This is a genomic window from Mesorhizobium sp. 01N446 (assembly GCF_056399285.1).
In genome coordinates this window covers 448,664-472,970 of sequence record NZ_JBFTRA010000002.1, presented here as the reverse complement: position 1 = coordinate 472,970, position 24,307 = coordinate 448,664, and the positions used below count along the sequence as shown (strand labels likewise).

The 24,307-nt window shown below is 63.4% G+C and carries 24 protein-coding genes; 18 read left to right on the top strand and 6 right to left on the bottom strand.

Annotation, left to right across the window (positions count from 1 at the left end):
- Positions 1 to 40: 40 nt before the first annotated feature.
- Positions 41 to 805 (bottom strand): precorrin-6A synthase (deacetylating), encoded by a 765-nt coding sequence (gene cobF, locus AC1DPX_RS10635; RefSeq protein ID WP_477236422.1) that lies wholly within the window; start codon positions 803 to 805, stop codon positions 41 to 43.
- 167 nt (positions 806 to 972) lie between these two features.
- Here cobF and AC1DPX_RS10630 point away from each other — a divergent pair, with 167 nt between their 5' ends.
- From AC1DPX_RS10630 to AC1DPX_RS10605, 6 genes are all read left to right on the top strand, one after another.
- Positions 973 to 1,989 (top strand): DUF4424 domain-containing protein, encoded by a 1,017-nt coding sequence (locus AC1DPX_RS10630; protein WP_477236420.1) that lies wholly within the window; start codon positions 973 to 975, stop codon positions 1,987 to 1,989.
- On the top strand, positions 1,989 to 2,507 hold the full coding sequence (locus AC1DPX_RS10625; RefSeq protein ID WP_477236418.1) for a dihydrofolate reductase: 519 nt from the start codon (positions 1,989 to 1,991) through the stop codon (positions 2,505 to 2,507). Before AC1DPX_RS10630 ends, AC1DPX_RS10625 begins: the two co-directional genes overlap by 1 nt.
- 168 nt (positions 2,508 to 2,675) lie before the next feature.
- Complete coding sequence (gene hflK, locus AC1DPX_RS10620; protein ID WP_202359122.1) at positions 2,676 to 3,791, top strand: FtsH protease activity modulator HflK; 1,116 nt, start codon at positions 2,676 to 2,678, stop codon at positions 3,789 to 3,791.
- A complete protein-coding gene (gene hflC, locus AC1DPX_RS10615; protein WP_202359123.1) occupies positions 3,791 to 4,741 on the top strand; it encodes a protease modulator HflC in 951 nt (316 codons plus the stop codon). Before hflK ends, hflC begins: the two co-directional genes overlap by 1 nt.
- 3 nt (positions 4,742 to 4,744) lie before the next feature.
- On the top strand, positions 4,745 to 4,933 hold the full coding sequence (locus AC1DPX_RS10610; protein ID WP_202359124.1) for a DUF2065 domain-containing protein: 189 nt from the start codon (positions 4,745 to 4,747) through the stop codon (positions 4,931 to 4,933).
- Positions 4,934 to 5,080: 147 nt separating this feature from the next.
- A complete protein-coding gene (locus AC1DPX_RS10605; protein WP_202359125.1) occupies positions 5,081 to 6,595 on the top strand; it encodes a DegQ family serine endoprotease in 1,515 nt (504 codons plus the stop codon).
- Positions 6,596 to 6,626: 31 nt separating this feature from the next.
- Here the strand turns inward: AC1DPX_RS10605 and AC1DPX_RS10600 are convergent, their stop codons facing one another.
- The gene (locus tag AC1DPX_RS10600; protein ID WP_477236416.1) at positions 6,627 to 7,199 is read right to left on the bottom strand and encodes a GNAT family N-acetyltransferase; all 573 of its coding nucleotides are present in this window, start codon (positions 7,197 to 7,199) and stop codon (positions 6,627 to 6,629) included.
- On the bottom strand, positions 7,196 to 8,083 hold the full coding sequence (gene serB, locus AC1DPX_RS10595) for a phosphoserine phosphatase SerB (RefSeq protein WP_477236414.1): 888 nt from the start codon (positions 8,081 to 8,083) through the stop codon (positions 7,196 to 7,198). Before serB ends, AC1DPX_RS10600 begins: the two co-directional genes overlap by 4 nt.
- Here serB and miaA point away from each other — a divergent pair.
- On the top strand, positions 8,073 to 9,038 hold the full coding sequence (gene miaA / locus AC1DPX_RS10590; protein ID WP_477236412.1) for a tRNA (adenosine(37)-N6)-dimethylallyltransferase MiaA: 966 nt from the start codon (positions 8,073 to 8,075) through the stop codon (positions 9,036 to 9,038). The two genes, serB and miaA, sit on opposite strands and share 11 nt — an antisense overlap.
- A 104-nt stretch (positions 9,039 to 9,142) precedes the next feature.
- Entirely contained in the window at positions 9,143 to 9,934 is a 792-nt protein-coding gene (locus AC1DPX_RS10585; protein WP_477236410.1) for a GGDEF domain-containing protein, read from the top strand.
- 226 nt (positions 9,935 to 10,160) lie between these two features.
- On the opposite strand, the gene AC1DPX_RS10580 is transcribed toward AC1DPX_RS10585, so the two are convergent.
- Positions 10,161 to 11,993, bottom strand: coding sequence for an ATP-binding protein (locus AC1DPX_RS10580; RefSeq protein WP_477236408.1), 1,833 nt, complete (start codon positions 11,991 to 11,993; stop codon positions 10,161 to 10,163).
- 154 nt (positions 11,994 to 12,147) lie between these two features.
- Here AC1DPX_RS10580 and AC1DPX_RS10575 point away from each other — a divergent pair, with 154 nt between their 5' ends.
- The 3 genes from AC1DPX_RS10575 to AC1DPX_RS10565 are packed head-to-tail and all read left to right on the top strand — an operon-like array spanning position 12,148 to position 13,585.
- Positions 12,148 to 12,711, top strand: a complete 564-nt coding sequence (locus tag AC1DPX_RS10575; RefSeq protein WP_202359130.1) for a helix-turn-helix domain-containing protein — start codon at positions 12,148 to 12,150, stop codon at positions 12,709 to 12,711.
- A gap of 4 nt (positions 12,712 to 12,715) precedes the next feature.
- On the top strand, positions 12,716 to 13,024 hold the full coding sequence (locus AC1DPX_RS10570; RefSeq protein WP_095202239.1) for a hypothetical protein: 309 nt from the start codon (positions 12,716 to 12,718) through the stop codon (positions 13,022 to 13,024).
- 30 nt (positions 13,025 to 13,054) lie between these two features.
- Positions 13,055 to 13,585, top strand: coding sequence for a GNAT family N-acetyltransferase (locus AC1DPX_RS10565; RefSeq protein WP_477236406.1), 531 nt, complete (start codon positions 13,055 to 13,057; stop codon positions 13,583 to 13,585).
- 10 nt (positions 13,586 to 13,595) lie between these two features.
- Here the strand turns inward: AC1DPX_RS10565 and AC1DPX_RS10560 are convergent, their stop codons facing one another.
- Complete coding sequence (locus AC1DPX_RS10560; RefSeq protein ID WP_477236404.1) at positions 13,596 to 14,483, bottom strand: LysR family transcriptional regulator; 888 nt, start codon at positions 14,481 to 14,483, stop codon at positions 13,596 to 13,598.
- A gap of 119 nt (positions 14,484 to 14,602) precedes the next feature.
- Here AC1DPX_RS10560 and tmpA point away from each other — a divergent pair, with 119 nt between their 5' ends.
- The 3 genes from tmpA to AC1DPX_RS10545 all read left to right on the top strand — a co-directional run bounded on the left by tmpA (position 14,603) and on the right by AC1DPX_RS10545 (position 18,189).
- A complete protein-coding gene (tmpA, locus tag AC1DPX_RS10555) occupies positions 14,603 to 15,754 on the top strand; it encodes a 2-trimethylaminoethylphosphonate dioxygenase (RefSeq protein ID WP_477236402.1) in 1,152 nt (383 codons plus the stop codon).
- Positions 15,751 to 16,335 (top strand): (R)-1-hydroxy-2-trimethylaminoethylphosphonate oxygenase, encoded by a 585-nt coding sequence (gene tmpB / locus AC1DPX_RS10550; RefSeq protein WP_477236400.1) that lies wholly within the window; start codon positions 15,751 to 15,753, stop codon positions 16,333 to 16,335. The genes tmpA and tmpB overlap by 4 nt, the downstream gene beginning before the upstream one ends.
- Before the next feature lie 711 nt (positions 16,336 to 17,046).
- On the top strand, positions 17,047 to 18,189 hold the full coding sequence (locus tag AC1DPX_RS10545; protein WP_477236398.1) for a PcfJ domain-containing protein: 1,143 nt from the start codon (positions 17,047 to 17,049) through the stop codon (positions 18,187 to 18,189).
- Between the two features lie 88 nt (positions 18,190 to 18,277).
- Here the strand turns inward: AC1DPX_RS10545 and AC1DPX_RS10540 are convergent, their stop codons facing one another.
- Positions 18,278 to 20,080 (bottom strand): NAD(P)/FAD-dependent oxidoreductase, encoded by a 1,803-nt coding sequence (locus tag AC1DPX_RS10540; protein WP_202359136.1) that lies wholly within the window; start codon positions 20,078 to 20,080, stop codon positions 18,278 to 18,280.
- 476 nt (positions 20,081 to 20,556) lie between these two features.
- On the opposite strand from AC1DPX_RS10540, the gene AC1DPX_RS10535 reads away from it, so the two are divergent.
- The 4 genes from AC1DPX_RS10535 to AC1DPX_RS10520 all read left to right on the top strand — a co-directional run bounded on the left by AC1DPX_RS10535 (position 20,557) and on the right by AC1DPX_RS10520 (position 24,296).
- Positions 20,557 to 22,338, top strand: a complete 1,782-nt coding sequence (locus AC1DPX_RS10535) for an acetolactate synthase 3 large subunit (protein WP_202359137.1) — start codon at positions 20,557 to 20,559, stop codon at positions 22,336 to 22,338.
- Positions 22,339 to 22,415: 77 nt separating this feature from the next.
- Positions 22,416 to 22,991: an acetolactate synthase small subunit gene (gene ilvN, locus AC1DPX_RS10530; RefSeq protein WP_096447268.1), complete on the top strand. Its 576-nt coding sequence runs from the start codon at positions 22,416 to 22,418 to the stop codon at positions 22,989 to 22,991.
- A gap of 116 nt (positions 22,992 to 23,107) precedes the next feature.
- The gene (locus AC1DPX_RS10525) at positions 23,108 to 23,704 is read left to right on the top strand and encodes a LysE family translocator (protein ID WP_202359138.1); all 597 of its coding nucleotides are present in this window, start codon (positions 23,108 to 23,110) and stop codon (positions 23,702 to 23,704) included.
- Between the two features lie 121 nt (positions 23,705 to 23,825).
- The gene (locus tag AC1DPX_RS10520; RefSeq protein WP_477236396.1) at positions 23,826 to 24,296 is read left to right on the top strand and encodes a nucleoside deaminase; all 471 of its coding nucleotides are present in this window, start codon (positions 23,826 to 23,828) and stop codon (positions 24,294 to 24,296) included.
- Positions 24,297 to 24,307 lie beyond the last annotated feature (11 nt).

The following is a 24,307-nucleotide window of genomic DNA, read 5'->3' as shown; positions in this document are numbered from 1 at the left end:
AAAATTCCTTCACCTACCGCCGTACTCCCTTATTGCCTTCCTATTCGCCGGGCTTGCGCAGCAGATAGGTGTCCATGATCCAGCCCTTTTGCCGGCGGGCTTCCTCGCGGACCTTTTCGATCTCGGCGCCGACATCGCCAAGGCGGCCGGCGATGATGATCTCGTCCGGCGTGCCGAGATAGGCGCCCCAATGGATGGTGACATCCGGGTCGGCAAGCGTGTTGAAGGCGCATTTGCCGTCCAGCATGACGATTGTACTGCCGGCGTTGTTGGCCAGACCTTCCTCGGTCAGCCTGCGGCCGGTGGTGACCAGCATCGAATCGCCGATGCGGTTCAGCGCCGTCTTGTGGCTGGCGGCAAGCGCCTGGATGGCTGATATGCCGGGGATGACCTCCAGTTCGAAGGCAACATTGTCTCTCAGGCGCACCCGCTCGAGGATGCGCAGCGCGCTGTCGTAGAGCGAAGGGTCGCCCCAGATCAGGAAGGCGCCGCAGCCATTTTCCGCAAGCTCGTCGCGGATCAGGCCTTCGTAGATGGCGGCGATGGCCTCGTGCCAGTCGTCGACGGTCGAGCGGTAGGACGACGTCGGCTCGGCGCGAACAGGCACGTCGAATTCGACGCGGCGCGATTTCGGGTTGGTGACGAAACGGTCGCAGATCTCGCGCCGCAATTCGGCGAGGTCGTTCTTCCTGGCGCCCTTGTCGGGGATGAACAGCACCTCGGCGCGGTTCAGGCCTGATATGGCCTGGACGGTCATGTGGTCGGGATTGCCGGCGCCGATGCCGATGACGAGAAGCTTGCGCATGAAGCGAACTCCTGCCCGATCGCAACCTGTTAGTCCAGACCGCTCGCGTGTCCAGACCGCTGCTAGCGCATCCAGACGGTGTGGCGTAGTCACGCAAGCGGAAGGGCTTTGAAACGTCACATTGAAACGGCTAGGGTCACCAGGGTATTCTTGCCGAGGGGGCTTCGATGTTGCGATATGTTCTGGCTGCGGCGCTGGCGCTCTCGGCAGCACCCGTATTGGCCAACGATTCGGTTGCCGAGCTCGGCACCGGCGGCCTGATCCTGTCGCGCAGCGATGCTGTCGCGATGCAAAGCGAGGACCTCTTCATCTCGCCCGAAAAGGTGACAGTCGACTACGTCTTCCACAACAACACCGATCGGGATGTCGATGCGATCGTCGCCTTCCCGATGCCCGATATTTCGGGTGATCCGGAAGAGATGCCGGCGATTCCTGAAAACCAGAGCGACAATTTTTTGGGCTTCGAGGTAACGATCGACGGTGCCGCTGCAAAGCCTCAGCTCGAGCAGAAGGTGTTCGCGCTCGGCATCGACATCAGCGCCGATCTCAAGGCGCAGAATGTGCCGTTCAACCCATTCGGCGACGCCGCCAAGGCGGCATTGGCGAAGCTGCCGCAAGCGGTGGCCGATGACTGGGTCAACCGCGGCATCATCATCGAGGACACCGCCGACGACGGCAGCGGCATGAAATCCACCTATGCGCCGTTCTGGCAATTGCGCTCGACCTACTGGTGGCGCTCGACCTTTCCGGCCAACAAGGACGTTCACGTTTCCCATCGCTACAAGCCGAGCGTCGGCGGCACGTCGTCGGTCAGCTTCTTCTATGACGGCCAGTTCCAGGGGCAGTATGCGGCATACAAGACCCGCTACTGCATGGACGACACGTTCGAGAACGCGGTGCGGAAGGCGGCCAAGGACAATCCGGACGGCTATCCCCAGTACAACGAAAGCCGCATCGCCTACATCCTGACCACCGGCGGCAACTGGGCGGCGGGCACTATCGGCAAGTTCAAGCTGACCATCGACAAGGGCAATCCAAAAGCCCTGGTCTCGTTCTGCGGCGACAATGTCAAAAAGGTCGGACCGACGACCTTCGAGATGACCGCGAACGATTTTTACCCGGAGCACGACATCGATATCCTGCTGCTTGAACCGTCGGACAGCAATGGCGGGGACGCGAACTGATGCATGTCGCAATCTACGTCGCCATTGCCGAGAACGGCGTGATCGGGCGGGACGGCGGACTGCCCTGGCGGCTCTCCACCGATCTCAAGCGGTTCAAGGCCGACACGATGGGCAAGCCCATCATCATGGGCCGCAAGACCTATGAAGGCATTGGCCGCCCTCTTCCGGGCCGGCTGAACATCGTCGTGACCCGCGACAAGGCCTGGCGCGCCGAGGGCGTCGAAGTGGCGCATACGCTGGAAGCCGCCATTCAGCTGGCAACGGTGCGCGGACGCTGCATGACCGGCGTGGACGAGGTCTGCGTCATCGGCGGCGGCGAGATCTATGCTCAGGCGCTGCCGCTGGCCGACCGGCTGCACGTTACCCATGTGCTGGCCGCCATCGACGGCGACGCGCATTTCCCGCCGATCGACCCCCAGACATGGCGCATGGTCAGTTCGCAGGAGGTTGCGGCCGGGGAAAAGGACAGCCATGCAACGCGCTATTCGGTTTATGAGCGCCGCCGCCCGATACTTTGATGGACAAACAGTGCATTGAAGGACGACAAAGGGTCGCTACCGGCCCAAAACAGATGATGTCGGCGGCGCATCGCGTTGAAAGCGTGCCGTGGCGTCCCTATAGAAGAACAACACTGGATTTGCGCCGTAACTCCGGCGCTTGAGGGAATTCCAAGCGAAAGGACATTCATGCCCTGGAACGACAAGAGTGGCGGAGGCGGCGGCCCGTGGGGCGGCGGCGGTAACAATCAGGGGCCCTGGGGGCAGGGGCCAAAGGGGCCAAGCGGCCCGCAAGGATCGCCCCCCGACCTCGAAGACATTATCCGCCGCGGCCAGGACCGGTTGCGGCGCGCTCTGCCCGGCGGTGGCGGTGCAAGTCCGGCTGTGTTCGGGCTGATCGCCGCGGTGCTGGTCGTTCTGTGGGCCTTCCAGGCGGTCTATACGGTGCAGCCCGACGAGGTCGCGGTCGAACTGCGTTTCGGCAAGCCGAAACCCGAACTCTCGCAGCCTGGGCTGCATTTCCATTGGTGGCCGCTTGAAACCGTCGAGACGGCCAAGATTTCCGAGCAGCTCGTCGACATTGGCGGCGGCAACACCAGCGGCAACGGCCTGATGCTGTCGGGCGACCAGAACATCGTCAACGTGCAGTTTTCGGTGGCCTACCAGGTCTCCGATCCCCGCGCCTATCTGTTCGACGTCTCCGATCCGGACGGCATGCTGCGGCAGGTCGCCGAAAGCGCCATGCGCGAAGCCGTCGGCCGCCGGCCGGCACAGGACATTTTTCGCGACGACCGCCAGGGCATAGCGGCCTCGGTGCGCGAGATCATCCAGACGACGCTGGACGGCTACAAGGCCGGTCTCAACGTCAACGCCGTCTCGATCGAGGATGCGGCACCGCCGCGCGAAGTGGCCGATGCGTTCGACGAGGTGCAGCGCGCCGAGCAGGACGAGGACAAGTTCGTCGAGCAAGCCAACCAGTATTCCAACCAGAAGCTTGGCCAGGCGCGCGGCGAGGCGGCACAGATCCGCGAAGACGCGGCCGCCTACAAGAACCGCGTGGTGCAGGAAGCCGAAGGTGAGGCCCAGCGCTTCATCTCGGTCTATGACGAATACGCCAAGGCGCCGGATGTAACCCGCAAGCGCCTCTATCTGGAAACCATGGAGAGGGTTCTGAAGGACTCGAGCAAGGTCATCGTCGAGCAAGGCAACGGACAAGGCGTCGTGCCCTATCTGCCGCTGCCGGCATTGCAGCCGAAACCGCCGGCTCCGGCCGCACCCGCAGTGAACACGGGAGGTACCCAGTGATGGCCAACCGTCTTCCCATTTTCGTCGTCATCGCGGCGGTCATCCTGTTCCTGATCTATTCCTCGGTCTTCGTGGTCAATGCACGCCAGCAGGCGCTGGTGCTGAGGTTCGGCGAGATCGTCGACGTCAAGAGCGAGCCCGGCATCTATTTCAAGGCGCCGTTCTCGTTCTTCGACGCCGATACGGTGCAGCTGATCGAGAACAGGGTGCTGCGCTTCGACCTCGACAACATCCGCGTCCAGGTATCGGGCGGCAAGTTCTATGAAGTCGATGCCTTCATCGCCTATCGCATCTCGGACCCGCGCGTCTTCCGTGCCGCCGTCTCCGGTCAGATCGAACTGGCCGAGGCGCGGCTGAGGACGCGTCTCGACGCTGCCTTGCGCCGCGTCTACGGTCTGCGCGACTTCGAAGCGGCGCTCTCGGAACAGCGTGCGGTGATGATGCGCGAAGTGCGCGATCAACTCCGGCCCGACGCCACCTCGCTCGGCCTGCAGATCGAGGATGTCCGCATCCGCCGCACCGACCTCACGGCCGAGGTTTCACAGCAGACCTACGACCGCATGAAGGCGGAACGCCTGGCCGAGGCCGCGCGGCTTCGGGCACGCGGCAATGAAGCGGCACAACGCATCACGGCACGCGCCGATCGTGAAGTGGTCGAGATCGTTGCCGAAGCGCAAAAGGAATCCGAGATCTTGCGCGGCGAGGGCGAAGCCCAACGCAGCGCCACCTTCGCGGACGCCTACAAGCGCGATCCGGCCTTCTTCGACTTCTACCGGTCGATGAATGCCTATGGCACGGCCCTGGACAATACCGGAACGACCATGGTGCTGTCGCCGAGTTCGGAGTTCTTCCGCTACTTCCGCGATCCGGACGGCAAGGAAGGGCCGGCGAAACCGACGCCGACGGCACCCGCCGCGCCGGCAACACAACCCAGCACCGGCCAGCAATAGCCGGTGCAGGATTTCTTCGCGGCGATAGGCCTGGTCCTCGTCATAGAGGGCCTGGTCTATGGCGGCTTTCCCGGCTTGGCGAAGAAGCTCGCGAGCGAGGTGCTGTCGATGCCGGAGAACGCATTGCGGATCGCCGGGCTGGTTGCGATCGCCATCGGCGTCGGCATCGTCTGGTTGGTGCGGGGCGCATGAGATGGCCGGTTTTCGTCGGCGGCAAACGGAGGATTAATCCTCTGCCGATAGTCGTAGCCGCAAACGTGCCGTATTTTTTGCCAACATAGCGCAACGCGGTTTTTTGCCGTTGCGCTTTCTCTTTCAGAAAGACCGGGAGGCTTCTCGATGACATCCATACTCCTTTTGCGCGCGGCACGGCGGACGTTCATCGCCGGCACGGCAGCGCTTCTTGTCGGCACCGTCGCCGTCCCGTCCTTCGTGACGCCGAGCTTTGCTGCCGACGGACCTGCTTCGGTGGCCGACTTGGCGCAAGGCCTGCTCGGCGCGGTGGTCAACATCTCGACCTCGCAGACGGTGAAGGGCACGGAAGGGCCGGGTGCTGTGCCGATGCCGCAGCTTCCCGAAGGCTCGCCCTTCCAGGATTTCTTCGACGATTTCTTCAAGAACCGCGGTGGCGACAAGGACAATAGCGCGCAGAAGGTGCAGTCGCTGGGATCCGGCTTCGTCATCGATGCCGAGCAAGGCATCGTCGTCACAAACAACCACGTGATCGCGGACGCCGACGACATCGAGGTCAACTTCTCCGATGGCGTGACGCTGAAGGCGACGCTGGTCGGCACCGACACCAAGACCGACGTCGCGGTGCTGAAGGTCGATCCGAAAGGCCACAAGCTGACGGCGGTGAAGTTCGGCGATTCCACCAAGATGCGTGTCGGCGACTGGGTGATGGCGATCGGCAATCCGTTCGGCCTCGGCGGCACGGTCACGGTCGGCATCGTCTCGGCGCGCAACCGCGACATCAATTCCGGCCCCTATGACGATTTCATCCAGACCGACGCGGCGATCAACCGCGGCAATTCGGGCGGACCGCTGTTCAACAGCGCCGGCGAAGTCATCGGCATCAACACCGCCATCATTTCGCCGTCCGGCGGCTCGATCGGCATCGGCTTCTCCATTCCCTCGCAACTCGCCTCGGGCGTCGTCGACCAGTTGCGCCAGTTTGGCGAGACGCGGCGCGGCTGGCTCGGCGTGCGCATCCAGCCGGTGACGGACGACATCGCCGAAAGCCTCGGCATGGCAACCGCCAAGGGCGCGCTGGTCGCCGGCGTCATCAAGGGCGGACCTGTCGACAACGGCACCATCCAGGCCGGTGACGTCATCATCAAGTTCGACGGCAAGGACATCCACGAGATGCGCGACCTGCCGCGCGTCGTCGCCGAAAGCCCCGTCGGCAAGGCCGTCGACGTGCTTATCGTGCGCAAGGGCGTCGAGCAGACGGTGAAGGTGACGCTCGGCCGGCTCGAGGATGGCGAGAAGCTGGCCAGCGGCGAGAACGGCAATACCGACCAGGACAAGGGCAACAAGGCTCCGGCCGTTTCGACCGCCTCGGTGCTCGGCATGACCGTCGGCGAACTCAATGACGAGACGCGCAAGAAGTTCAGCATCGCCGCCGATGTCTCCGGCGTCGTCATCACAGATGTGGCCAAGGACTCGGCCGCCGCCGAGCGCGGCATCCAGCCGGGCGAAGTGATCACCGAGATCGCGCAGGAATCGGTGGCCACGCCCAAGGATGTCATGGACCGGATCGGCGCGCTGAAAGAGCAGGGCCGCAAGAACGCGCTTTTGATGCTGGCGTCGAAGACCGGCGAGCTGCGCTTCGTGACGATCCGGATGGATTGAGATTTCAGTCCACGACCTTCAAAAAAGGCGGCTAACCAGCCGCCTTTTTTCTTGCCTGCCAGCCCTCGCGCGACAGCCGGTAGAGCACATGCCGCTTGAGCATGGGATGGCTGTCGGGAATGCTGGGATGGTCGAAGTCAGCCGATGGGTCGGCCGTCATGCCGAGGCGTTTCATGACAGCGGTCGAGCGGTGGTTTTCCGCGACGGCGAAGGAAACGATCTCATCGACGGCCAATGTCTCGAAACCGTAGGCCAGCCAGGCTTCCGAGGCCTCGGTGACATAGCCCTTGGCCCAGAATTCGGGAGCCAGCCGCCAGCCGATCTCGATTGTGTCGGCCGGCAGCGATGGCACATCATCGGTCGCGAGGAGGCCGACGAAACCGATGCATTCGCCGGTCGCGGCAAGCTCGGCCGCGGCGAAGCCATAGCCGTCCTCTTCGATCCAGGCGCGGAATTCGTCCATCTTGGCGTCCGCGGCGGCACGGTCGCGGCGGAACGGGAAGAATTCCATGACGCGCTCATCGGAATTGATGCGATGGAAGAGCTCGCGGTCGCGGTCTTCCCAGTTGCGCAGGATGAGGCGCTCGGTGTGCATTGGTTTCATTGGACGATTTCCTCACTGCGGTAACCCTGAAGGTAGAGCAATGCGGTGAGGTCGCCATGGTCGATGCGAACCTTGGCCTGCGCCGCCACGGCCGGCTTGGCGTGCAGCGCGACACCGGTGCCGGCGAGGCGGATCATGTCTAGGTCGTTGGCGCCATCGCCGACGGCAATGGCATCGGCCGGCGTCAGGCCAAGCCGCGCGGAAATTTCGAGCAGCGCCTCGGCCTTGGCGGCGCGGCCGAGGATCGGCTCGCCGACCAGACCGGTGAAGCGTCCATCCTGTTCGAGCAGGCGGTTGGCGCGGTTTTCCTGAAAGCTGAGCATGGCCGCTATGCGCGTGGTGAACACCTCGAAGCCACCCGAGACCAGTGCCGTCCAGGCGCCGTTGGCGCGCATGGTCTGGACCAGCGCGCGGCCGCCCGAGGCCAAGGTCAGCCGACTGGCGACGATGCGGTCGACGACGGCGGCATCGAGCCCCTTCAACAGTGCGACGCGTTCGCGCAAGGCCGGCTCGAAGGCGATCTCGCCATTCATCGACCGCGCGGTGATCGCCGCGACGTGCTCCTTGACGCCGATCTCATCGGCCAGCTCGTCGATGCATTCCTGGTCGATCATGGTCGAATCCATGTCGGCGATGAGGATCTTCTTGCGGCGCGTTTCGGCCTGCTGGACGATTACATCGACCGGTTCCCCAGCCAATGCGGTGCGCAAAGCGGCGCTCATATCGGCGGCGTCAGCCTCTTGCGGCAAGGCAAGATCGCAGGCAATGCCTTCGGCCAGCCAGACGACAGTGCTTGCGCCCACCGACCGCGAGGCCATATTCGCAAGCGACGGCGACAGCGCGCGGTGAGCGGGACGGGAAACAAGCGTGGCAATGAGCGGCATCGAGAATTCCGGCGCGGATGCGGGCGAAGGCCGCGTGAAGAACGCGATCCTGATAGCCGGGCCGACCGCCAGCGGCAAGTCGGCATTGGCGCTCGACCTCGCGGAGCGCGCGGGCGGCGTCATCGTCAACACCGATTCCATGCAAGGCTATTCGGTGCTCGACGTGCTGACCGCGAGGCCGCAGCCGGCCGACCTCGCACGGGTGCCGCATTTTCTCTACGGCCACGTCCATCCCGCCACCGCCTATTCGACGGGTGCGTGGCTGCGCGATGTGATGAAACTCATCGACGATGGCGAACTGTCGCGGCGGCCGGTCTTCGTCGGCGGCACCGGCCTGTACTTTCGCGCGCTGGCCGAGGGTCTTTCGGAAATGCCCGACATTCCGCCGCGCATCCGCGACCGCTGGCGCTACGAGTTGAAGGAACAAGGCGCGGTCAAGCTGCATGGCCTGCTGTTGCGCGAGGATTCGAGAGCCGCCATGCAGCTCAAGCCAACCGACAGCCAGCGCATCGTGCGGGCGCTCGAAGTGCTCGACGCCTCCGGCCGTTCGATCCTGGACTGGCACGCGGAGCGCGGCCGGCCGCTCATCGACAGGCAGACGGCGCGTTTCCTGGTCATCGAGCCGGACCGGGCCGCGCTGGTCGATCGCATCGAAAGGCGCTTCGACCAGATGTTGGACAAGGGCGCGCTGGAGGAAGTCAGGCAACTCGCGGCCCTTCGCCTTGATCCGGACCTGCCGGCCATGAAGGCGATCGGCGTTCGCGACCTGCAGGCCGCGATGGCCGGAGAGCTAAGCTTTCCCGAGGCGATCGAGCGCGCCAAGATCGCAACCCGGCAATATGCCAAGCGGCAGGCGACCTGGTTTCGCAATCAGCTGGGGCCGGAATGGCTGAGATTGCGCCCCGGTGACGATCTCGAAACCACGATCCAAACACTTGTTGCTAATGCAACTTAAAAAGTTGACCATGACGGAAGGGTTCGCGCCGAAGTTGCCGGGATTAACGCTCCGTAAGGCGGTCCGTGCCATAAGGTCGATGGGCACTTTTCCATGGGGAGCAGATGCGTTTCCATAAGGCGGAATCCGCATTTTTCGTCTTTATATTCGTGATCCTGGCCGCTGGTCTGGTGACGCTGCACGCCTATGGGCTCCTGCAATCCTTCGCCATGGAACTCCATACCCAGTCTGGTCTCGACAAGGTCATCTACCTCAACAAGCTGTTGTTCGCGACCGGCGTGCTGCTCGCGACCGCACTGTTTTTCGGCATCTTCTTCATCTATCCGCTGATCCGCAAACAGGCGATGGAAGAAGGCAAGCTGCGCGCCATGACGGTCTCGCTCAGCGCCCGCTCCGAAACGCTTGAGCACGCCGCGCTGACGGACAGCCTGACCGGCATGCAGAACCGGCGCTATTTCGACGATGCGCTGAAGGAATATCTCGAGGAGTTCCGGCGCATCGAGAAGCCGGTCGGGCTGATGATCCTCGATCTCGACCATTTCAAGCAGGTCAACGACACCCACGGCCACGATGTCGGTGACGAGGTGCTCAGGGCCGTGGCCAGCTGCCTGAAGGACATGACGCGCTACCACGACGTGGTGGCGCGGCTGGGCGGCGAGGAGTTTGCCGTGGTCACGCCCAATATGGAGGCGGAGCTGCTGGCCAAGTTCGCCGAGCGCATCCGCAAGGCGATCGCCAACATGTCGATCCTTTCGGGCAATGTCCGGCTCAAGATCACCACCAGCGTCGGCCTTGCCGTATGGGACCGCAAGGAAACGGCCGAGGAATTTTATCGCCGCGCCGACCGCCAGCTCTATGAAGCGAAGAGGCAAGGCCGCAACCGCGTCTGCGCCTAAAATCCCGCCACTAAATTCGTGATGCTGGCCGCTTGATGCCGACTTCTGCGCTCCCGGTGCTCACGGACTCAATGTCCGCTCCGCTCCGGTTCTCGAAGTCGACACCAATCGACTCAGCCTGACGAATTTCCTGACGGGATTTACCCAAGTTTTCCACCGAAGCTTGCCCTTGGAAGCGCGATGTGGGCTTTCAGAGCTGCCCGCAAATGGGGGTGACGCCCAGGGTTCAGTCGTTCTGGGGGCGCAGGCCGAAGGTGGCGGGTTTCAGGCCATAGCGCATGTCGAAATCGTCGTCCGACGCCACGCGGGCAGTCGCCGGCTTGCGGTAGTCGGGATCGCCGGCCTGGCGGCCGGAATCGACCACCTCGGCGAAGGCCATCGCCTGTGGGGTGGGTTTCGGCACGTTGCGCAGCCGCTCGACGATCGCCACCAGGTCGACATCGTCGCCGGCCTTTGGCGACTCGGCCTCTTCGCGCTTGGCCGTGCCGGGAAGCAGGTGGCTGGGCAGTCTTTCGAATTTCAGCCGCATGGTCGTCGCCACGCCTTCGCCGAAGGCGATGGCCTCGCGCTGGCCCATGGACGACAGGAAGGCAAGCGTGGAGGCGGACGAGTCGGCGATGGCCGAGCGGATGATCGCCTGGTCCTGCTCGTTGGCGAGCCGCATGGCGAAGAAGGTCGAGCACTGCGACAGGATGGTCGGGTCGAGCTCGCCCGGACGCTGCGTGACGACGCCGAGATAGCAGCCATATTTGCGGCCCTCCTTGGCGATGCGCGACAGCGCGTGCCGGGTCGGCGCGAAGCCGAGACGCGGATCGGCCGGCATGTAGCGATGCGCTTCCTCGCATAGAAACAGGAGTTGCAGCTTGCCCTCGCTCCACAGAGCGAGGTCGAAAGCCAGGCGCGCCAGCACCGAACAGACAGAGTTGACCACTTCGGAGGGCATGCCGGCCATCTCGAAGCAGGTCACCGGACGGCCGTGATGCGGCACGCGGAAAATGTTGCCGATCGTCTCGTGGATGGTGTCCTCGATCAGGCGCGAGCTGAACATGAAGCGATAGCGCGGATCGGCGGCGGCCGATTCGATGCGCGTCTTCAGCGATTTGAGCGTCGGGCGCTCGTTCTTGCTTTCGAGCATGCCCATGCGCTCGTCGATCTGCTTGAGCAGGTCGGCGATGCGGTAAGGCACGGGCGTATCGGCGGTCAGCGCGTCATTGCCGCGCCTGAGATAAGCACCTGAATTCGGGTTGCGGTAGAGATTTTTGGCAAGCGGAATGAGGTCGCGCAAAGCGTCGATTTCTTCCGGGTCGGTCTCACGACCGCGAAACAGGACCTCGGCGAATTCCTCGAGCTTGAACATCCAGAACGGCAGGTCGAGCGTTTTGGAATCGACCCTGACGCAATATTCAGGCAACGAGCTCGCAAATTCATTGTGCGGGTCGAGGATCAGGATGCGCAGATCGGGGCGTGCCTCGATCGATTTGCGCAGCAGCAGCGAAACGGCCGTGGATTTGCCGACGCCGGTGGTGCCGACGATGGCGAAATGGCGCGCCAGCGTGTCGTCGATGGCGATGTTGGCGGCGATCGACTCGTCCTGCGCCAGCGAGCCGATGGTGATGGAATGGCGGCCGGCCAGATCGTAAACGGCCTGCAGGTCGCGGCTGCGGATGCGGTGCGCCACCGCGCCGATATGCGGATAGGTGGTGATGCCGCGGTCGAAGATCGGCTTGGCGCCGGGCTCGGCGCCGTCGCGCACTTCGCCGATCAGCTCGATGCTGACCTCGATGGCGTTCTGGCCTTCATTGCTCCAGGCGCGGTCCGATTTGCCGATGCCATAGACCAGGCCAACGGTTCGCGTCGTGCCCAGATTGATCGAGATCATCTTGCCGACCGTCCAAAGGCCGGTCACCGCACCGTCGACATCGTCGGCATAGGCGCTGATGGTGGCGCGCGCGCCGTCGCATTGCACGACATTGCCCAGGATGCGCCGGTCGTTCTGCTCTGCGTTGCGGCGCTCCTGCGATGTCGGTTCTCCGACGGAAGCTTCGCGTTCGACATACATGGACAGGCCAATCCCCATTTCCCTGGAGATCAGACCCTAGCGGAATGGGGTTAAGGTCGGATGAGGTCGGATGGTGTAGAGAGCATTAAGCGTCTGGCGAAAATTGTCGCGAAAGGGCTCTTTTCCGATTCATGTCTTTCGCTATAATGGACGAATGGATGATATAGCGAACGATATTTCTTCGACGATCGGCCGGCGGATTCACACCGAGAGGGTCATGCGGGACTGGTCGCTGGCCGAACTCGCCGAGCGGTCCGGTGTTTCCAAGGCGATGCTGAGCACGATCGAGCGCGGCATGACCAGCCCGACGGCGGCCCTTCTGGTGCGCATCGCGGCAGCCTTCGGCATGACGCTGTCGACCCTCATCGCGCGGGCGGAATTGCAAGGTGGCGGGGTGCTGCGCGAGGCCGACCAGCCGGTGTGGCGCGATCCCGATACAGGCTATGTCAGGCGGCATCTGTCACCGGCCGGTGACATGCCGCTCGAACTGATCAAGGTGCATCTGCCGGCGGGCGCCAGGGTCAGCCTGCCGGCGGCTTCCTATGCCTTCATCAAGCAGCAGATCTGGCTGATTTCCGGACGGCTCGAATTCACCGAGGGCGATGTGGTGCACAGGCTCGAACCCGGCGACTGCCTGGCGCTGGGCGCGCCTTCGGACTGCACCTTCCACGCCATGGAGACAGGCGCCGACTATCTCGTCGCGCTGGTCAGAGGCTGAGATCATGGCGAGACGTCCAAAGCGCTCCCACAATGGGGGGCCGCCTCTTGATGAGTACAAGGGGCCACCCTGGGGCAAGGGCGATCCCTACATCTTCCTTGCCTGGCAGGCCGCGCACGCCAAAGCGTGGAAGGCGCCGAGCCGCGAAGTGATGCTGATGCGCATGGACAAGGCCGAACGGCTGGGCCTGACCTATGAGGAATACACGCTCGAGATCCTGGAGCGCGGACGGCATCTGAGGGAAGAAGACACCGAGCGCATCAGCGCCATCAAGGCCGCGCGCAAGCGACGGCGCGTGCGCCATCTCGACTGACGCCCATTCATCGTTTCCAGAGGACCAGGCATGAATTCCATTGAAATCGAAGCGCTCGGCGCCAGTGCGCAAACGTTGGCGATGCTGGCTGATCTGCTGGTCGAAACGGTTGCGGCCGGTGGTTCCGTCAGCTTCATGCATCCGCTGGCACCGGAAGCGGCAAGCGCGTTCTGGGAGAAATCCCTGGCCGCGGCGGCAAAGGGCAAACGGGTGGTGCTCGGCGCCTGGGACGGCGATACCCTGATCGGCACCGTCACGCTGCTGCTCGACTTCCCACCCAACCAGCCGCACCGGGCCGAGATCGCCAAGCTGATGACATCGGTCGAACACCGGGGCAGGGGTGTCGGAACGCGGCTGATGCGGGCCGCGGAGCGTCTCGCCGTGGAGAAGGGGCGCACGCTACTGGTTCTGGATACGGCGACGGAAGAGGGCGCCTCGGGCCTCTACAAAAAACTCGGTTTCACCCAGGCCGGGGAAATACCCGACTTTGCGCTGAAGCCGCATGGCGGGCTGACCGGCACTCTGATCTACTGGAAGCGCATCGGCGCTGCATCGCGATAGGCCGCACCGGTCAGGCCGAGGTGGCACCGGAGAGGTGCCTCAGCAGCCACTTGCGGAAATCCGCTTCGGCGCTGGTCAGCCGCGTGGTCGATGCGCAGGTCAGAAAATGGCCCGAGTTGCTGGAGAGTTCGAAATCGGAAAGCGGCAGCAGGCTCCTGCTCTTGAGCGCCGCGTCGACAAGCGGCCGCGACCCCAGAAGGACGCCGGCGCCGGCGCTCGCCGCTTCCATCGCGGCGACGAAACTGTCGAAGCGGTGCGACCGCTGAGGGTGGCCGGCCAGTCCGGCGGCCGCGAACCATTCCGCCCACATTTCGCGGGCGCCGGCGACCAGAAGCAGCGGCATGGCTGTCCAATCGGCTGCACCGGCGAGGGTCGGACTTGCCACCGGCACGAGCCGCTCGGCGGTCAGCCTGTCAGCCTCGCGTCCGGGAAAGGAGCCGTTGCCGAAACGGATATCGAGCGCGGAGCCCGGCAAATCATAGTCGGTCGGCCGATGGATCGTCACCAGATCGAGCTGGATGCGCGGCAGCGCCTCGGCGAGATCGGTCAGCGCCGGGACCAATATCAGTAAGGCGAAAGAGATCGGCACCCGGATCGACACGGTCTGCACGGCGCGCGGCTCGAACAGTTCCGTGGTGCTGCTGGCGATGGTGGTGAAGGCCGACTGGATGTGCGGCAGGTAGGCGGCACCCTCCGGCGACAGCGCGACGCCGCGCGCCAGCCGCGAGAACAGGCGCGTCTTCAACCGCTCCTCGAGCAGCCGGATATGCTGGCTGACGGCCGCCTGGGTCAGGCCGAGCTCGGCCGCTGCCGCCGTGAAATTCGACAGCCGTGCCGCGGCTTCGAAACTGCGCAGCCAGTCGAGGGGAGGCAGTGCGGGAATGGGTTTTCGAGGCATTAGAAATTTGTGGTCTTTGGCCGAAAAATGATAATTTGAATTATGCCTGTCTTATGGCCAACATGCAATCGAAACCCTGCGGACCGGGCCGCGGGGCGTAGAGGACAGGAACGGATCTCATGCTCACCCACGCGCTGATTGGCGACGAAGGCAGAACGATCGAACTTGGCTGGCAGGGCTGCAGGCGCACCCGCTTTCATGCAATGTGGCTGCGCGACAACGCGCTCGACGACAAGACGCGCAGCGCCGGCAATGGCCAGCGGCTGATCACCATCGTCGACATTCCGGCCGAGACGAGGATCGGCGCGGCTGCGATCAAGGGCGGCGCGCTGGAAGTGAGCTTCGTGCCGGAAGGAAAAACGGTCAGCTTTCCCGCGCAGTGGCTGATCGCCAACGCTTATGATCGCGACGAGCCCCGCGAGCCCGGCTGGACAGGCGATATCATCCAGCGCTGGACCAAGGCGACGATGCAGAATTCGGTGCCGCGCGCCCGATACCCGGCCGCCTCTAACAGCCGCAGCGTCCTGCGCGAATGGCTTTCGGCGGTGCGGACTTACGGCTTTGCGGTGATGGATGGCCTGCCGGCGGAATCCGGCGCCTTGTGCAAGGTCTCCGACCTGTTCGGCTATATCAGGGAGACCAATTACGGCCGTTGGTTCGAAGTGCGCGCCGAGGTCAATCCGAACAATCTCGCCTATACCAATCTCGGCCTCCAGGCGCACACCGACAATCCCTATCGCGATCCGGTGCCGACGCTGCAGATCCTGGCCTGTGTCGAGAATACGGTGGAAGGTGGCGAGTCCAGCGTCGTCGACGGCTTTGCCGTCGCGGCCGCGCTGCAGGCCGAAAACCCCGAAGGCTTCCGTCTGCTGAGTTCCTGTCCGGCGCGTTTCGAATATGCCGGCTCGTCCGGCGTACGGCTGCAGGCGAAGCGCCCGATGATCGAGCTCGGACCGGATGGCGAGCTGATCTGCATCCGCTTCAACAACCGCTCGCTGGCGCCTGTCGTCGATGTGCCGTTCGCCGATATGGACGCCTACTATGCCGCCTATCGCCGGTTCGCCGAGCTGATCGAGGATCCAGCCTTCGAAGTGACGTTCAAGCTTCAGCCTGGCCAGGCCTTCATCGTCGACAACACCCGCGTCATGCATGCGCGCAAGGCGTTCTCCGGCACCGGCAAGCGCTGGCTGCAGGGCTGCTACGCCGACAAGGACGGCCTGCTGTCGACGCTTGCCGCGATCGAGCACAGCTTCAAGGAGGCCGCCGAATGAGCGGTCAGGACCTGAACGCGGACAACATCGTCGAATTCATCGCCGACATTTTCGAACGCCGGGGCGCTGAATCCTATCTCGGCGAGCCGGTGACGATGTCCGAGCACATGCTGCAGGGCGCCTGGCTGGCGGAACAGGACGGTGCGCCCGAAGTTCTGGTGGCGGCGGCACTGCTGCACGACATCGGCCACTACACCAGCGAGTTCGGCACCTATTCGCCCGACGATGTCGAGGACAAGCACCATGACGAGGCCGGCGGCGAGGTGCTTGCGCCGTTCTTCCCTCCGGTCGTCGTCGAATGCGTCCGCCTGCATGTCGCGGCCAAGCGCTATCTCTGCGCCGTCGACCCGACCTATTTCTCCAGGCTGTCGCCGGCTTCGGTGCATACGCTGTCGCTGCAGGGCGGACCGATGAGCGCCGACGAGGTGGCCGATTTTAGCAAGAACCCGTTCCACGAGGAAGCGGTGCGGGTGCGCATCTGGGACGAGGGTGGCAAGGTCGCCAACATGAAGACGCGGGCGTTTCGCGATTACGTGCCGCTGCTGCAGCGCGTGGTGCACGATTTCGCCAACCGCGCCTGACGGCCGTTCATTCCGGGAGGGGCAGCCTATGTGTTTTTGCTTCGATGGTGAAAACGCGGTGGCTGCATTCCGACCGGAAAGCTGCCGCGAGCGTTTGCCTGGCGCTGGCGTCGACCAACCGGTCCATTCCCAAGCTGAGCCAAGCCAGTTCGGCGCGGTCGGTTCGTTCGAGCCTGCCGATGCTGGCCCCATTCGTCATATTGCTGTCGGGATGGTTCAGGAGTATTAGCCACGCCCGACATGCGGCCCTCTTTGATCCACCGCATCGACCACTCTTGAAGGAGGCATGATGAGAATTTGTTCACGCATTTCGCGCCTCCACGGTAGTTGGACGGGCTGACCCGCGCCATAGCGGATTCCGATTTCCTGACGATCTGACGACCGCAACGCTGTCATGCGTCGCGGGCGTTGTCCGTGGCTGCTTCTATGCCGCTGATATCAACGAGACGGTGGGAGCCGAGAAGCTCCCGGCCGACGATCACCGCTGCCTGAAGGCCTGGGGTGCGCCTTTGCAACACTCCCTCAGGCCATTGTAAATGTTGAAAGAATAGCTCTTGCTCGAAAGTCTCTGTGAGCCTAGAGAGCCCGCCCATTCCAACCCGTCATCCCAAGAGGAGACCTGTCAGATGTCACGCCGACCCAGATCGACACATTCCGTGCCGGCGCTGGACTTGCGTGCGGCTGACAGGGTTCCAATCGGGAAGAACGGCCATGGCCAGGTCCATGATCCAGCGCAGGCAGCAGGCCGAGCGCGAACGCATTGAAGCATATCAAGCAACGCTGCGGCGGGTTTCCGCCATGCCGCGTCCGGCTCCGGATTTCGAGCGGGCGCTCGACGAGGTGCGCCGAGGCTTTGCCGGCATAGCGATCCGCGACGGCGGGCTGTGGCGTCCGAAGCTGAAGACGCGCGACCCCGCGCGGCTGCGGCTGGCCGCTGCCCGCCATCTCTATGCGCGCTATCCAGTCTCGGCCGCGCTCGAGGCCATCTGGCGCGACGGTGCGGGGTTGCAGGCCGACGAGATTGCGCTGCGCAAGTGGTGGTACGTCGCGGTTGCGCGTGGTGACTCGCTCTACAAGGCCGGCGCCAATGCGTGGCTGTCGCGCAAGGAGGTGCATTGCTTCCTGAACCTGTCGGGCGACCTGACCTTCGACGAGGCGTTCTGGCTGGCGATCATTCGATCCTATACGGACGATTTCGGGCTGGCCGCTCGCCTTGTACGCACCAAGATCGCACGCACGCCGCGCGCTGATCTGGCCTTCTGGCGCGAGGTGGCTCGCTTCTTCTGCGGGCAACCGACGTCGAAGGAGGAGATCGACGATCTCTGCGACTATGTCGGCGCGATGTATCGGCACGATCGAGCCTACAGCCTGAAGGGACGCACGCTCGCCTCGCTGCGCAAGCAGATGTCCGAGTGGCACCGTGACATTGCCGCCATCGAGCGCATCGAGGCCATGCGCCGCCGCGCCGGCGGCCGGGCTGCGCCGGTCAAGGGCGCCTGGGAGGGCTCGCAGCTCGAAGACTGGGAGTGGCAACCGTCGGTCAAGGAGGCGAAGGCGCATGGCGAGCGCTTCTTCGTGCGCCAACTGAAGACCGCCGAGGATCTGGTCGCCGAAAGCCGAGCGATGCATCACTGCGTCTCGACGTATGCGGCCAAATGCATCGCCGGCTACGCCTCGATCTGGGTGCTGCGGCGCACGGCCCTCGGCAAGATCGAGCGGCTGCTGACGATCGAGGTCAACCCGCAGCACCGGGCGGTGCAGGTGCGGGGTTTCAGCAATCGGCTGGCCACGCCCGACGAGCGCAAGATCCTCGAGCGCTGGGCCAAGGCGAGGGGCGTGATGTTGCGTGACTGAAACGAAACCCCGCGCGGCGGAGATGCCGCGCGGGGTTATGCTTTTCGATTGCCTATGCGGGATGGCAGAAGACCTCCCGAGCTGCCGGCTATCCCTTGTGGTGCACCGTCTGCAGCCCGTAGACCGGCGTCGGCAGTCCGGCGTGCCTGGCCTTCAGTTGCAGCGACAGGAACTGCGAATAGTGGCGTGACTGGTGCAGATTGCCGCCGTGGAACCACAGCGCTTCCTGCTGCGTCGGCTTCCACATGTTGCGCAACTCGCCTTCCCAGGGGCCGGGATCCTTGGTGGTGTTCGAGCCGAGGCCCCAGCATTTGCCGACCTTGTCGGCGGTTTCGCGCGATATCAGATCGGCGGCCCAGCCGTTCATCGAGCCGTAGCCGGTGGCGTAGACGATGAGATCCGCGGGCAATTCGGATCCGTCGCTGAGCACAACCGAATGCTGCTTGATCTCTTCGACGTCGACGCCGCTCTTCAGCTTGATCGAGCCATCGATGATGAGCTGGGAGGCGCCGACGTCGATATAATAACCGGAGCCGCGCCTGAGATACTTCATGAACAGGCCGGACTCGTCGTCGCCCCAGTCAAGCATGAAACCGGCTTTCTCCAACCCCTTGTAGAACGCTGCGTCGCGCTTCTTCATCTCGGCATAGGCCGGGATCTGGAATTCGTGCAGGATCTTGTAGGGCAGCGAAGCAAAAATCAGATCGGCCTTGGCCGTGGTGATGCCGTTCTGCAGTGCCTGCTCCGAATAGAGCGAACCCAGTCCGATCTCCATCAGCGTGTCGGATCTGGAAATATGGGTGCTCGAGCGCTGCACCATGGTGACGTCGGCGCCGGCCTCCCATAGGGCCGCGGCGATATCATGGGCGGAATTGTTGGAGCCGATGACAACGGCTCTTTTGCCGGCATAGGCATCGGGGCCGGGGTGCTTCGAGGAGTGGTGCTGGTCGCCCTTGAAAGTCTCCATGCCCTTGAATTTCGGCAGATTGGCCTTGCCGGACTGTCCGGTCGCCAGCACCAATTGCTTTGGCTTCAGGGTGATATCCCTGCCGTCGCGGTGGACGACGACGGTCCATTCCTTCTTCTTGTCGTCATAGGAGGCGCTCTTGGCCTCCGTCGAGGACCAGTAATTCAGCTCCATCACCTTGGTATACATTTCCAGCCAATCGCCAATCTTGTCCTTCGGCGAGAAGACCGGCCAGTTCTTCGGGAAATCGATATAGGGCAGATGGTCGTACCAGACCGGATCGTGCAGGCAGAGCGACTTGTAGCGCTTGCGCCAGCTGTCGCCGGCCCGCTCGTTCTTCTCGACGATGATGGTCGGCACGCCGAGCTGGCGCAGTCTTGCGCCGAGCGCAATGCCGCCCTGGCCGCCGCCGATGATGAGCGTGTAGGGCTGCGTCTTGAAGCCGAGCTCGGCGGCTTCCTTCTCACGCTCTTCCTTCCATGTCGGACGGTTCTTGCCCGAGCCATGCTTGGCGCCCATCGGCCGTGCGAAGCCGGCCGGTTCCTCATGGCCCTTCAATTCGACCATGGTGGTCAGCAGCGTCCAGATCTTGCCGTCCTTCAACCTGATATGGCCAAAGCCGCGCGCCAGTTCGGTCTCGAAGCTGATCCAGCCCTCGATCAGCCCGCCGCTTTCGGTCGCGTCCTCGCCCTTGGCGAGTGCCCAATGCGACGGCTTTGTCTTCGACAACTGGCTTTCCAGCATGTCGCGGACCTGGTCCTTGCCTTCCATGGTCTTGATGTTCCAGGTGAAGGTGACGAGGTCACGCCAGTAGCAATCCTCCTGGAAGCAGCCGACGGCCGTGTCGATGTCATTGGCGGCCAGCGCGGCGCCGAATTGGTCGAGCAGGTCGGACAGTTTCTTGTTTGGGGCCTTGTCGAGCATAAGTCTTCCTCCGTCAAATCCGGGTCTTCATGGTGGCTCCTCCCGAGCCGGACGATCAAGTATCGGCAGAGAGGACGGCCTTCGTCACGCCCCACCATAGTTTTGCGTGGCTTCAAGGACTTATCCGGAAAACGCTCGCTCCCGAGCCGGTTTGGCCTTGCGCGGCGCCGGCACGATTTGGCGTCGGTCGCGAAATCGTGACGGGCCATTTGCCGAATTGGGAGGCGCCTTCATCGCCGGCGCGATTTTTGCCGTTGACAGGGCGCCTTGCCCGCCCGTAGTGTCCGCGACCATGAAAAAGGTACTCATTCTCGTAGGAAGGCGCGTGGGCAAGGCGGTGTAACCGCCGGGCGAAAACCTCCCATGCGCAACACACAGGCTCCCTCGGGGGCCTTTTTTATTGCCCGAAACACGACTAAACGACCAACAACGCCCAAGTGGCAACGCCCAGGTGGCGACAGTACGGGACCAGACCGATGAGCAACGGACAGAGTGAGCGGCGCGAGATGACGGGCGCCGAAATGGTGGTGCAGGCGCTGAAGGACAATGGCGTCAAGCATGTCTTCGGTTATCCGGGCGGCGCGGTCCTTCCGATCTACGACGAGATCTTCCAGCAGGATGATGTCGAGCACATTCTCGTGCGGCATGAGCAGGGTGCCGGCCACGCGGCTGAGGGCTATGCGCGCTCGACCGGCAAGGCCGGCGTCATGCTGGTGACATCGGGACCCGGCGCGACCAATGCGGTGACGCCGCTGCAGGACGCGCTGATGGATTCGATTCCGCTGGTCTGCCTGACGGGCCAGGTGCCGACCTCTCTCATTGGCTCCGATGCCTTCCAGGAATGCGACACGGTCGGCATTACGCGGCCCTGCACCAAGCACAACTGGCTGGTGAAGGACGTCAACGAGCTCGCAGCGACCATCCACGAAGCCTTCCATGTCGCCACGACCGGCCGTCCGGGTCCCGTGGTGGTCGACATTCCGAAGGACGTGCAGTTCGCCAAGGGGTTTTATGTCCCGCCGCAGATCGCACCGCGCACCAGCTACCAGCCGAAGGTCCAGGGCGATCTGGAGAAGATCAAGGCCGCGGTCGAACTGATGGCCAAGGCCAAGAAGCCGATCATCTATTCGGGCGGCGGCGTCATCAATTCCGGTCCGGAAGCCAGCCATCTGCTGCGCGAACTGGTCGACCTCACCGGTTTCCCGATCACCTCGACCCTGATGGGCTTGGGCGCCTATCCGGCATCGGGCAAGAACTGGGTCGGCATGCTCGGCATGCACGGCACCTACGAGGCCAACATGGCCATGCATGATTGCGATGTGATGATCTGCATCGGCGCGCGCTTCGACGACCGTATTACCGGGCGGCTCAGCGCGTTTTCGCCGCACTCGAAGAAGATCCACATCGACATCGACCCATCGTCGATCAACAAGAACGTGCACACCGAGGTGCCGATCATCGGCGATGTCGGCCGCGTGCTGGAGGATATGGTGCGGCTGTGGCGGGCCACCGCCAAGGCCGACAAGAAGGCGCTCTACCCCTGGTGGGAGCAGATCGCCAAATGGCGCGGCCGCGATTCACTCGCCTACAAGATGAACCACGACGTGATCATGCCGCAATACGCCATCCAGCGGCTCTACGAACTGACCAAGGACAAGGACACCTACATCACCACCGAGGTCGGCCAGCACCAGATGTGGGCCGCGCAGCATTATCATTTCGAAAAGCCGAACCGCTGGATGACATCGGGCGGGCTGGGCACGATGGGTTACGGCCTGCCGGCTGCGCTCGGCGTGCAGATCGCGCATCCCGATGCGCTGGTCATCGACATCGCCGGCGATGCCTCGGTGCAGATGACGATGCAGGAGATGAGTGCTGCGGTGCAGTACAAGGCGCCGATCAAGATCTTCATCCTCAACAACCAGTATATGGGTATGGTGCGCCAGTGGCAGCAATTGCTGCACGGCAACCGGCTGTCGCATTCCTACACCGAGGCCATGCCGGACTTCGTCAAGCTGGCGGAGGCCTATGGCGGCCACGGCATACGCTGCGAGAAGCCGGACGAGCTCGACGACGCCATCAAGGAGATGATCTCGGTCAAGAAACCCGTGCTGTTCGATTGCCGCGTGGCGAACCTCGCCAACTGCTTCCCGATGATCCCGTCTGGCAAGGCGCATAACGAGATGCTGTTGCCCGACGAGGCCACCGACGAGGCCGTGGCGAACGCCATCGATGCCAAGGGCAGGGAACTGGTGTAATCGACGGGCCAAGGCAGGGCTTGTCGGAAAAGCCGTGCGCAAACAAAGAATTAGATCAAGAATTTGAGATCCATGTCATGAACGCACAACACCTTCAACCGACCGGCTCCGCCTACTTCATCGCCAAGGAAACGGAGCGGCCGGAGATCCACACGCTTTCCGTGCTGGTCGACAACGAGCCCGGGGTACTCGCCCGGGTCATCGGCCTGTTTTCCGGGCGCGGCTACAACATCGAGAGCCTGACCGTTTCCGAGACGGAGCATGAGAAGCACCTGTCGCGCATCACCATCGTGACGCGCGGCACGCCGCATGTGATGGAGCAGATCAAGAACCAGCTCGAGCGCATCGTGCCGGTCCATCGCGTGGTCGATCTGACTGTCCGCTCGCACGAGCTTGGCCAGGAGCGGCCGCTGGAGCGGGAACTGGCGCTGGTCAAGGTCGCCGGCACCGGCGACGCCCGCGTCGAGGCGCTGCGGCTGGCCGACGCCTTCCGCGCCTCGGTCATCGATGCCAACACCGAGCATTTCATCTTCGAGATCACCGGCAAGGGCTCCAAGCTCGACCAGTTCATCGCCATCATGAAGCCGCTCGGTCTGGTCGAGATCTGTCGCACCGGCGTGGCGGCGATGAATCGCGGCCCGCAGGGCATGTAGAACCCGCTACCGCGCAAAGAGATCCGCTCAACGCCTGGCTCGATCAATGGCCGGGCGCTGGGCTTTGCGCAGTCGGCGGAAAGCGACAATGATGCTGACGTATCTGGGAGGATAACATGTCTCTCGACGCATTCCTCGCACTGCTCGTCTACGCTTTCGTGACCTCGATCACGCCGGGGCCGAACAACCTCATGCTGCTGGCCTCCGGCGTCAATTTCGGCATCGCCAGAACCGTCCCGCACATGCTTGGCATCAGCATGGGCTTCCTGGTGCTGTTGCTTGCCGTCGGCCTTGGCCTTGGCGCTGTGTTGACGGCGTTTCCGGCGCTGCATACCGGCTTGAAGATCGCCGGCGGCGCCTATCTGCTCTATCTCGCCTGGAAGATCGCCATGTCGCGCTCGTTGAACGGCAAGGGCGCGACGGATGCGCGGCCGATGCGCTTCATCGATGCCGCAGCATTCCAGTGGGTCAATCCCAAGGCGTGGGTGATGGCGATCACCGCCATGGCCGTCTATGCCAATGCCGAGCACCCGTTCCTGTCGGTGGCGCTGATCTCGATCGCCTTCACGGTCGTCAATCTGCCGAGCGTTTCGATATGGGCTGGGTTCGGCACGGCGCTGCGGGGGTTCCTGTCGGATCCGGTGCGGCTGAAATGGTTCAACATCGCCATGGGCGTGCTTCTGGCGGCGACACTGTGGCCGATGCTGAAATAGGCTCAGGACTCATGGATTCGAGCCAGATGCAGATCGCCGACTTGAATCTGATTTGCAGCCCCTTGGAAATTCCTACGCTTGAAGACAAGATCATTCAGCTTGGCCTCTTTGGGGGAGTGTGATGGAAAGCCATGAGCCGTTTCTACGCGAGGCGATTGCGCTCTCGAAATCCGCAATGGACCATGGCAACGAACCGTTTGGCTCGGTGCTGGTGAAGGACGGCGAAGTAATCCTGCGCGCCGAAAACAGTGTCTTCACGGGCCGCGATATGACGAACCATGCCGAGATGAACCTGGTTAAATTGGCGGCACAACACTACGACACGGCTTTTCTCGCTGACTGCACGCTCTACACCAGCACTGAGCCGTGCGCGATGTGCTCCGGCGCGATATACTGGTCGGGCATCGGGTGTATGGTGTTTGCGTGCTCCGAAGCGCGGCTTGGCGAGATCGCTGGGATCGGGTTGAACGTGCCGAGCCGGGCCGTGCTGCAAACCGGCGCGCGCATAGTCACGGTGGTTGGGCCGAACCTCGAAGACGAAGCCGCCGAAGTACATCAGGAATTCTGGCCGAAGCATCTGGGTAAGGCTTAGAGCCGGGCTTT

What these genes read in the sequence shown, in the direction of transcription:
- AC1DPX_RS10630 (WP_477236420.1), top strand. Translation starts at nt 973, where the DNA reads ATGTTGCGATATGTTCTGGCTGCGGCGCTGGCGCTCTCGGCAGCACCC.
- AC1DPX_RS10535 (WP_202359137.1), top strand. Translation starts at nt 20,557, where the DNA reads ATGAGCAACGGACAGAGTGAGCGGCGCGAGATGACGGGCGCCGAAATG.
- tmpB (WP_477236400.1), top strand. Translation starts at nt 15,751, where the DNA reads ATGAGCGGTCAGGACCTGAACGCGGACAACATCGTCGAATTCATCGCC.
- AC1DPX_RS10525 (WP_202359138.1), top strand. Translation starts at nt 23,108, where the DNA reads ATGTCTCTCGACGCATTCCTCGCACTGCTCGTCTACGCTTTCGTGACC.
- AC1DPX_RS10600 (WP_477236416.1), bottom strand. Translation starts at nt 7,199, where the DNA reads ATGAAACCAATGCACACCGAGCGCCTCATCCTGCGCAACTGGGAAGAC.
- AC1DPX_RS10575 (WP_202359130.1), top strand. Translation starts at nt 12,148, where the DNA reads ATGGATGATATAGCGAACGATATTTCTTCGACGATCGGCCGGCGGATT.
- AC1DPX_RS10545 (WP_477236398.1), top strand. Translation starts at nt 17,047, where the DNA reads ATGGCCAGGTCCATGATCCAGCGCAGGCAGCAGGCCGAGCGCGAACGC.
- AC1DPX_RS10520 (WP_477236396.1), top strand. Translation starts at nt 23,826, where the DNA reads ATGGAAAGCCATGAGCCGTTTCTACGCGAGGCGATTGCGCTCTCGAAA.
- ilvN (WP_096447268.1), top strand. Translation starts at nt 22,416, where the DNA reads ATGAACGCACAACACCTTCAACCGACCGGCTCCGCCTACTTCATCGCC.
- AC1DPX_RS10560 (WP_477236404.1), bottom strand. Translation starts at nt 14,483, where the DNA reads ATGCCTCGAAAACCCATTCCCGCACTGCCTCCCCTCGACTGGCTGCGC.
- tmpA (WP_477236402.1), top strand. Translation starts at nt 14,603, where the DNA reads ATGCTCACCCACGCGCTGATTGGCGACGAAGGCAGAACGATCGAACTT.
- serB (WP_477236414.1), bottom strand. Translation starts at nt 8,083, where the DNA reads ATGCCGCTCATTGCCACGCTTGTTTCCCGTCCCGCTCACCGCGCGCTG.
- hflK (WP_202359122.1), top strand. Translation starts at nt 2,676, where the DNA reads ATGCCCTGGAACGACAAGAGTGGCGGAGGCGGCGGCCCGTGGGGCGGC.
- AC1DPX_RS10540 (WP_202359136.1), bottom strand. Translation starts at nt 20,080, where the DNA reads ATGCTCGACAAGGCCCCAAACAAGAAACTGTCCGACCTGCTCGACCAA.
- AC1DPX_RS10570 (WP_095202239.1), top strand. Translation starts at nt 12,716, where the DNA reads ATGGCGAGACGTCCAAAGCGCTCCCACAATGGGGGGCCGCCTCTTGAT.
- AC1DPX_RS10565 (WP_477236406.1), top strand. Translation starts at nt 13,055, where the DNA reads ATGAATTCCATTGAAATCGAAGCGCTCGGCGCCAGTGCGCAAACGTTG.
- AC1DPX_RS10605 (WP_202359125.1), top strand. Translation starts at nt 5,081, where the DNA reads ATGACATCCATACTCCTTTTGCGCGCGGCACGGCGGACGTTCATCGCC.
- cobF (WP_477236422.1), bottom strand. Translation starts at nt 805, where the DNA reads ATGCGCAAGCTTCTCGTCATCGGCATCGGCGCCGGCAATCCCGACCAC.
- AC1DPX_RS10625 (WP_477236418.1), top strand. Translation starts at nt 1,989, where the DNA reads ATGCATGTCGCAATCTACGTCGCCATTGCCGAGAACGGCGTGATCGGG.
- AC1DPX_RS10580 (WP_477236408.1), bottom strand. Translation starts at nt 11,993, where the DNA reads ATGTATGTCGAACGCGAAGCTTCCGTCGGAGAACCGACATCGCAGGAG.
- miaA (WP_477236412.1), top strand. Translation starts at nt 8,073, where the DNA reads ATGAGCGGCATCGAGAATTCCGGCGCGGATGCGGGCGAAGGCCGCGTG.
- hflC (WP_202359123.1), top strand. Translation starts at nt 3,791, where the DNA reads ATGGCCAACCGTCTTCCCATTTTCGTCGTCATCGCGGCGGTCATCCTG.
- AC1DPX_RS10585 (WP_477236410.1), top strand. Translation starts at nt 9,143, where the DNA reads ATGCGTTTCCATAAGGCGGAATCCGCATTTTTCGTCTTTATATTCGTG.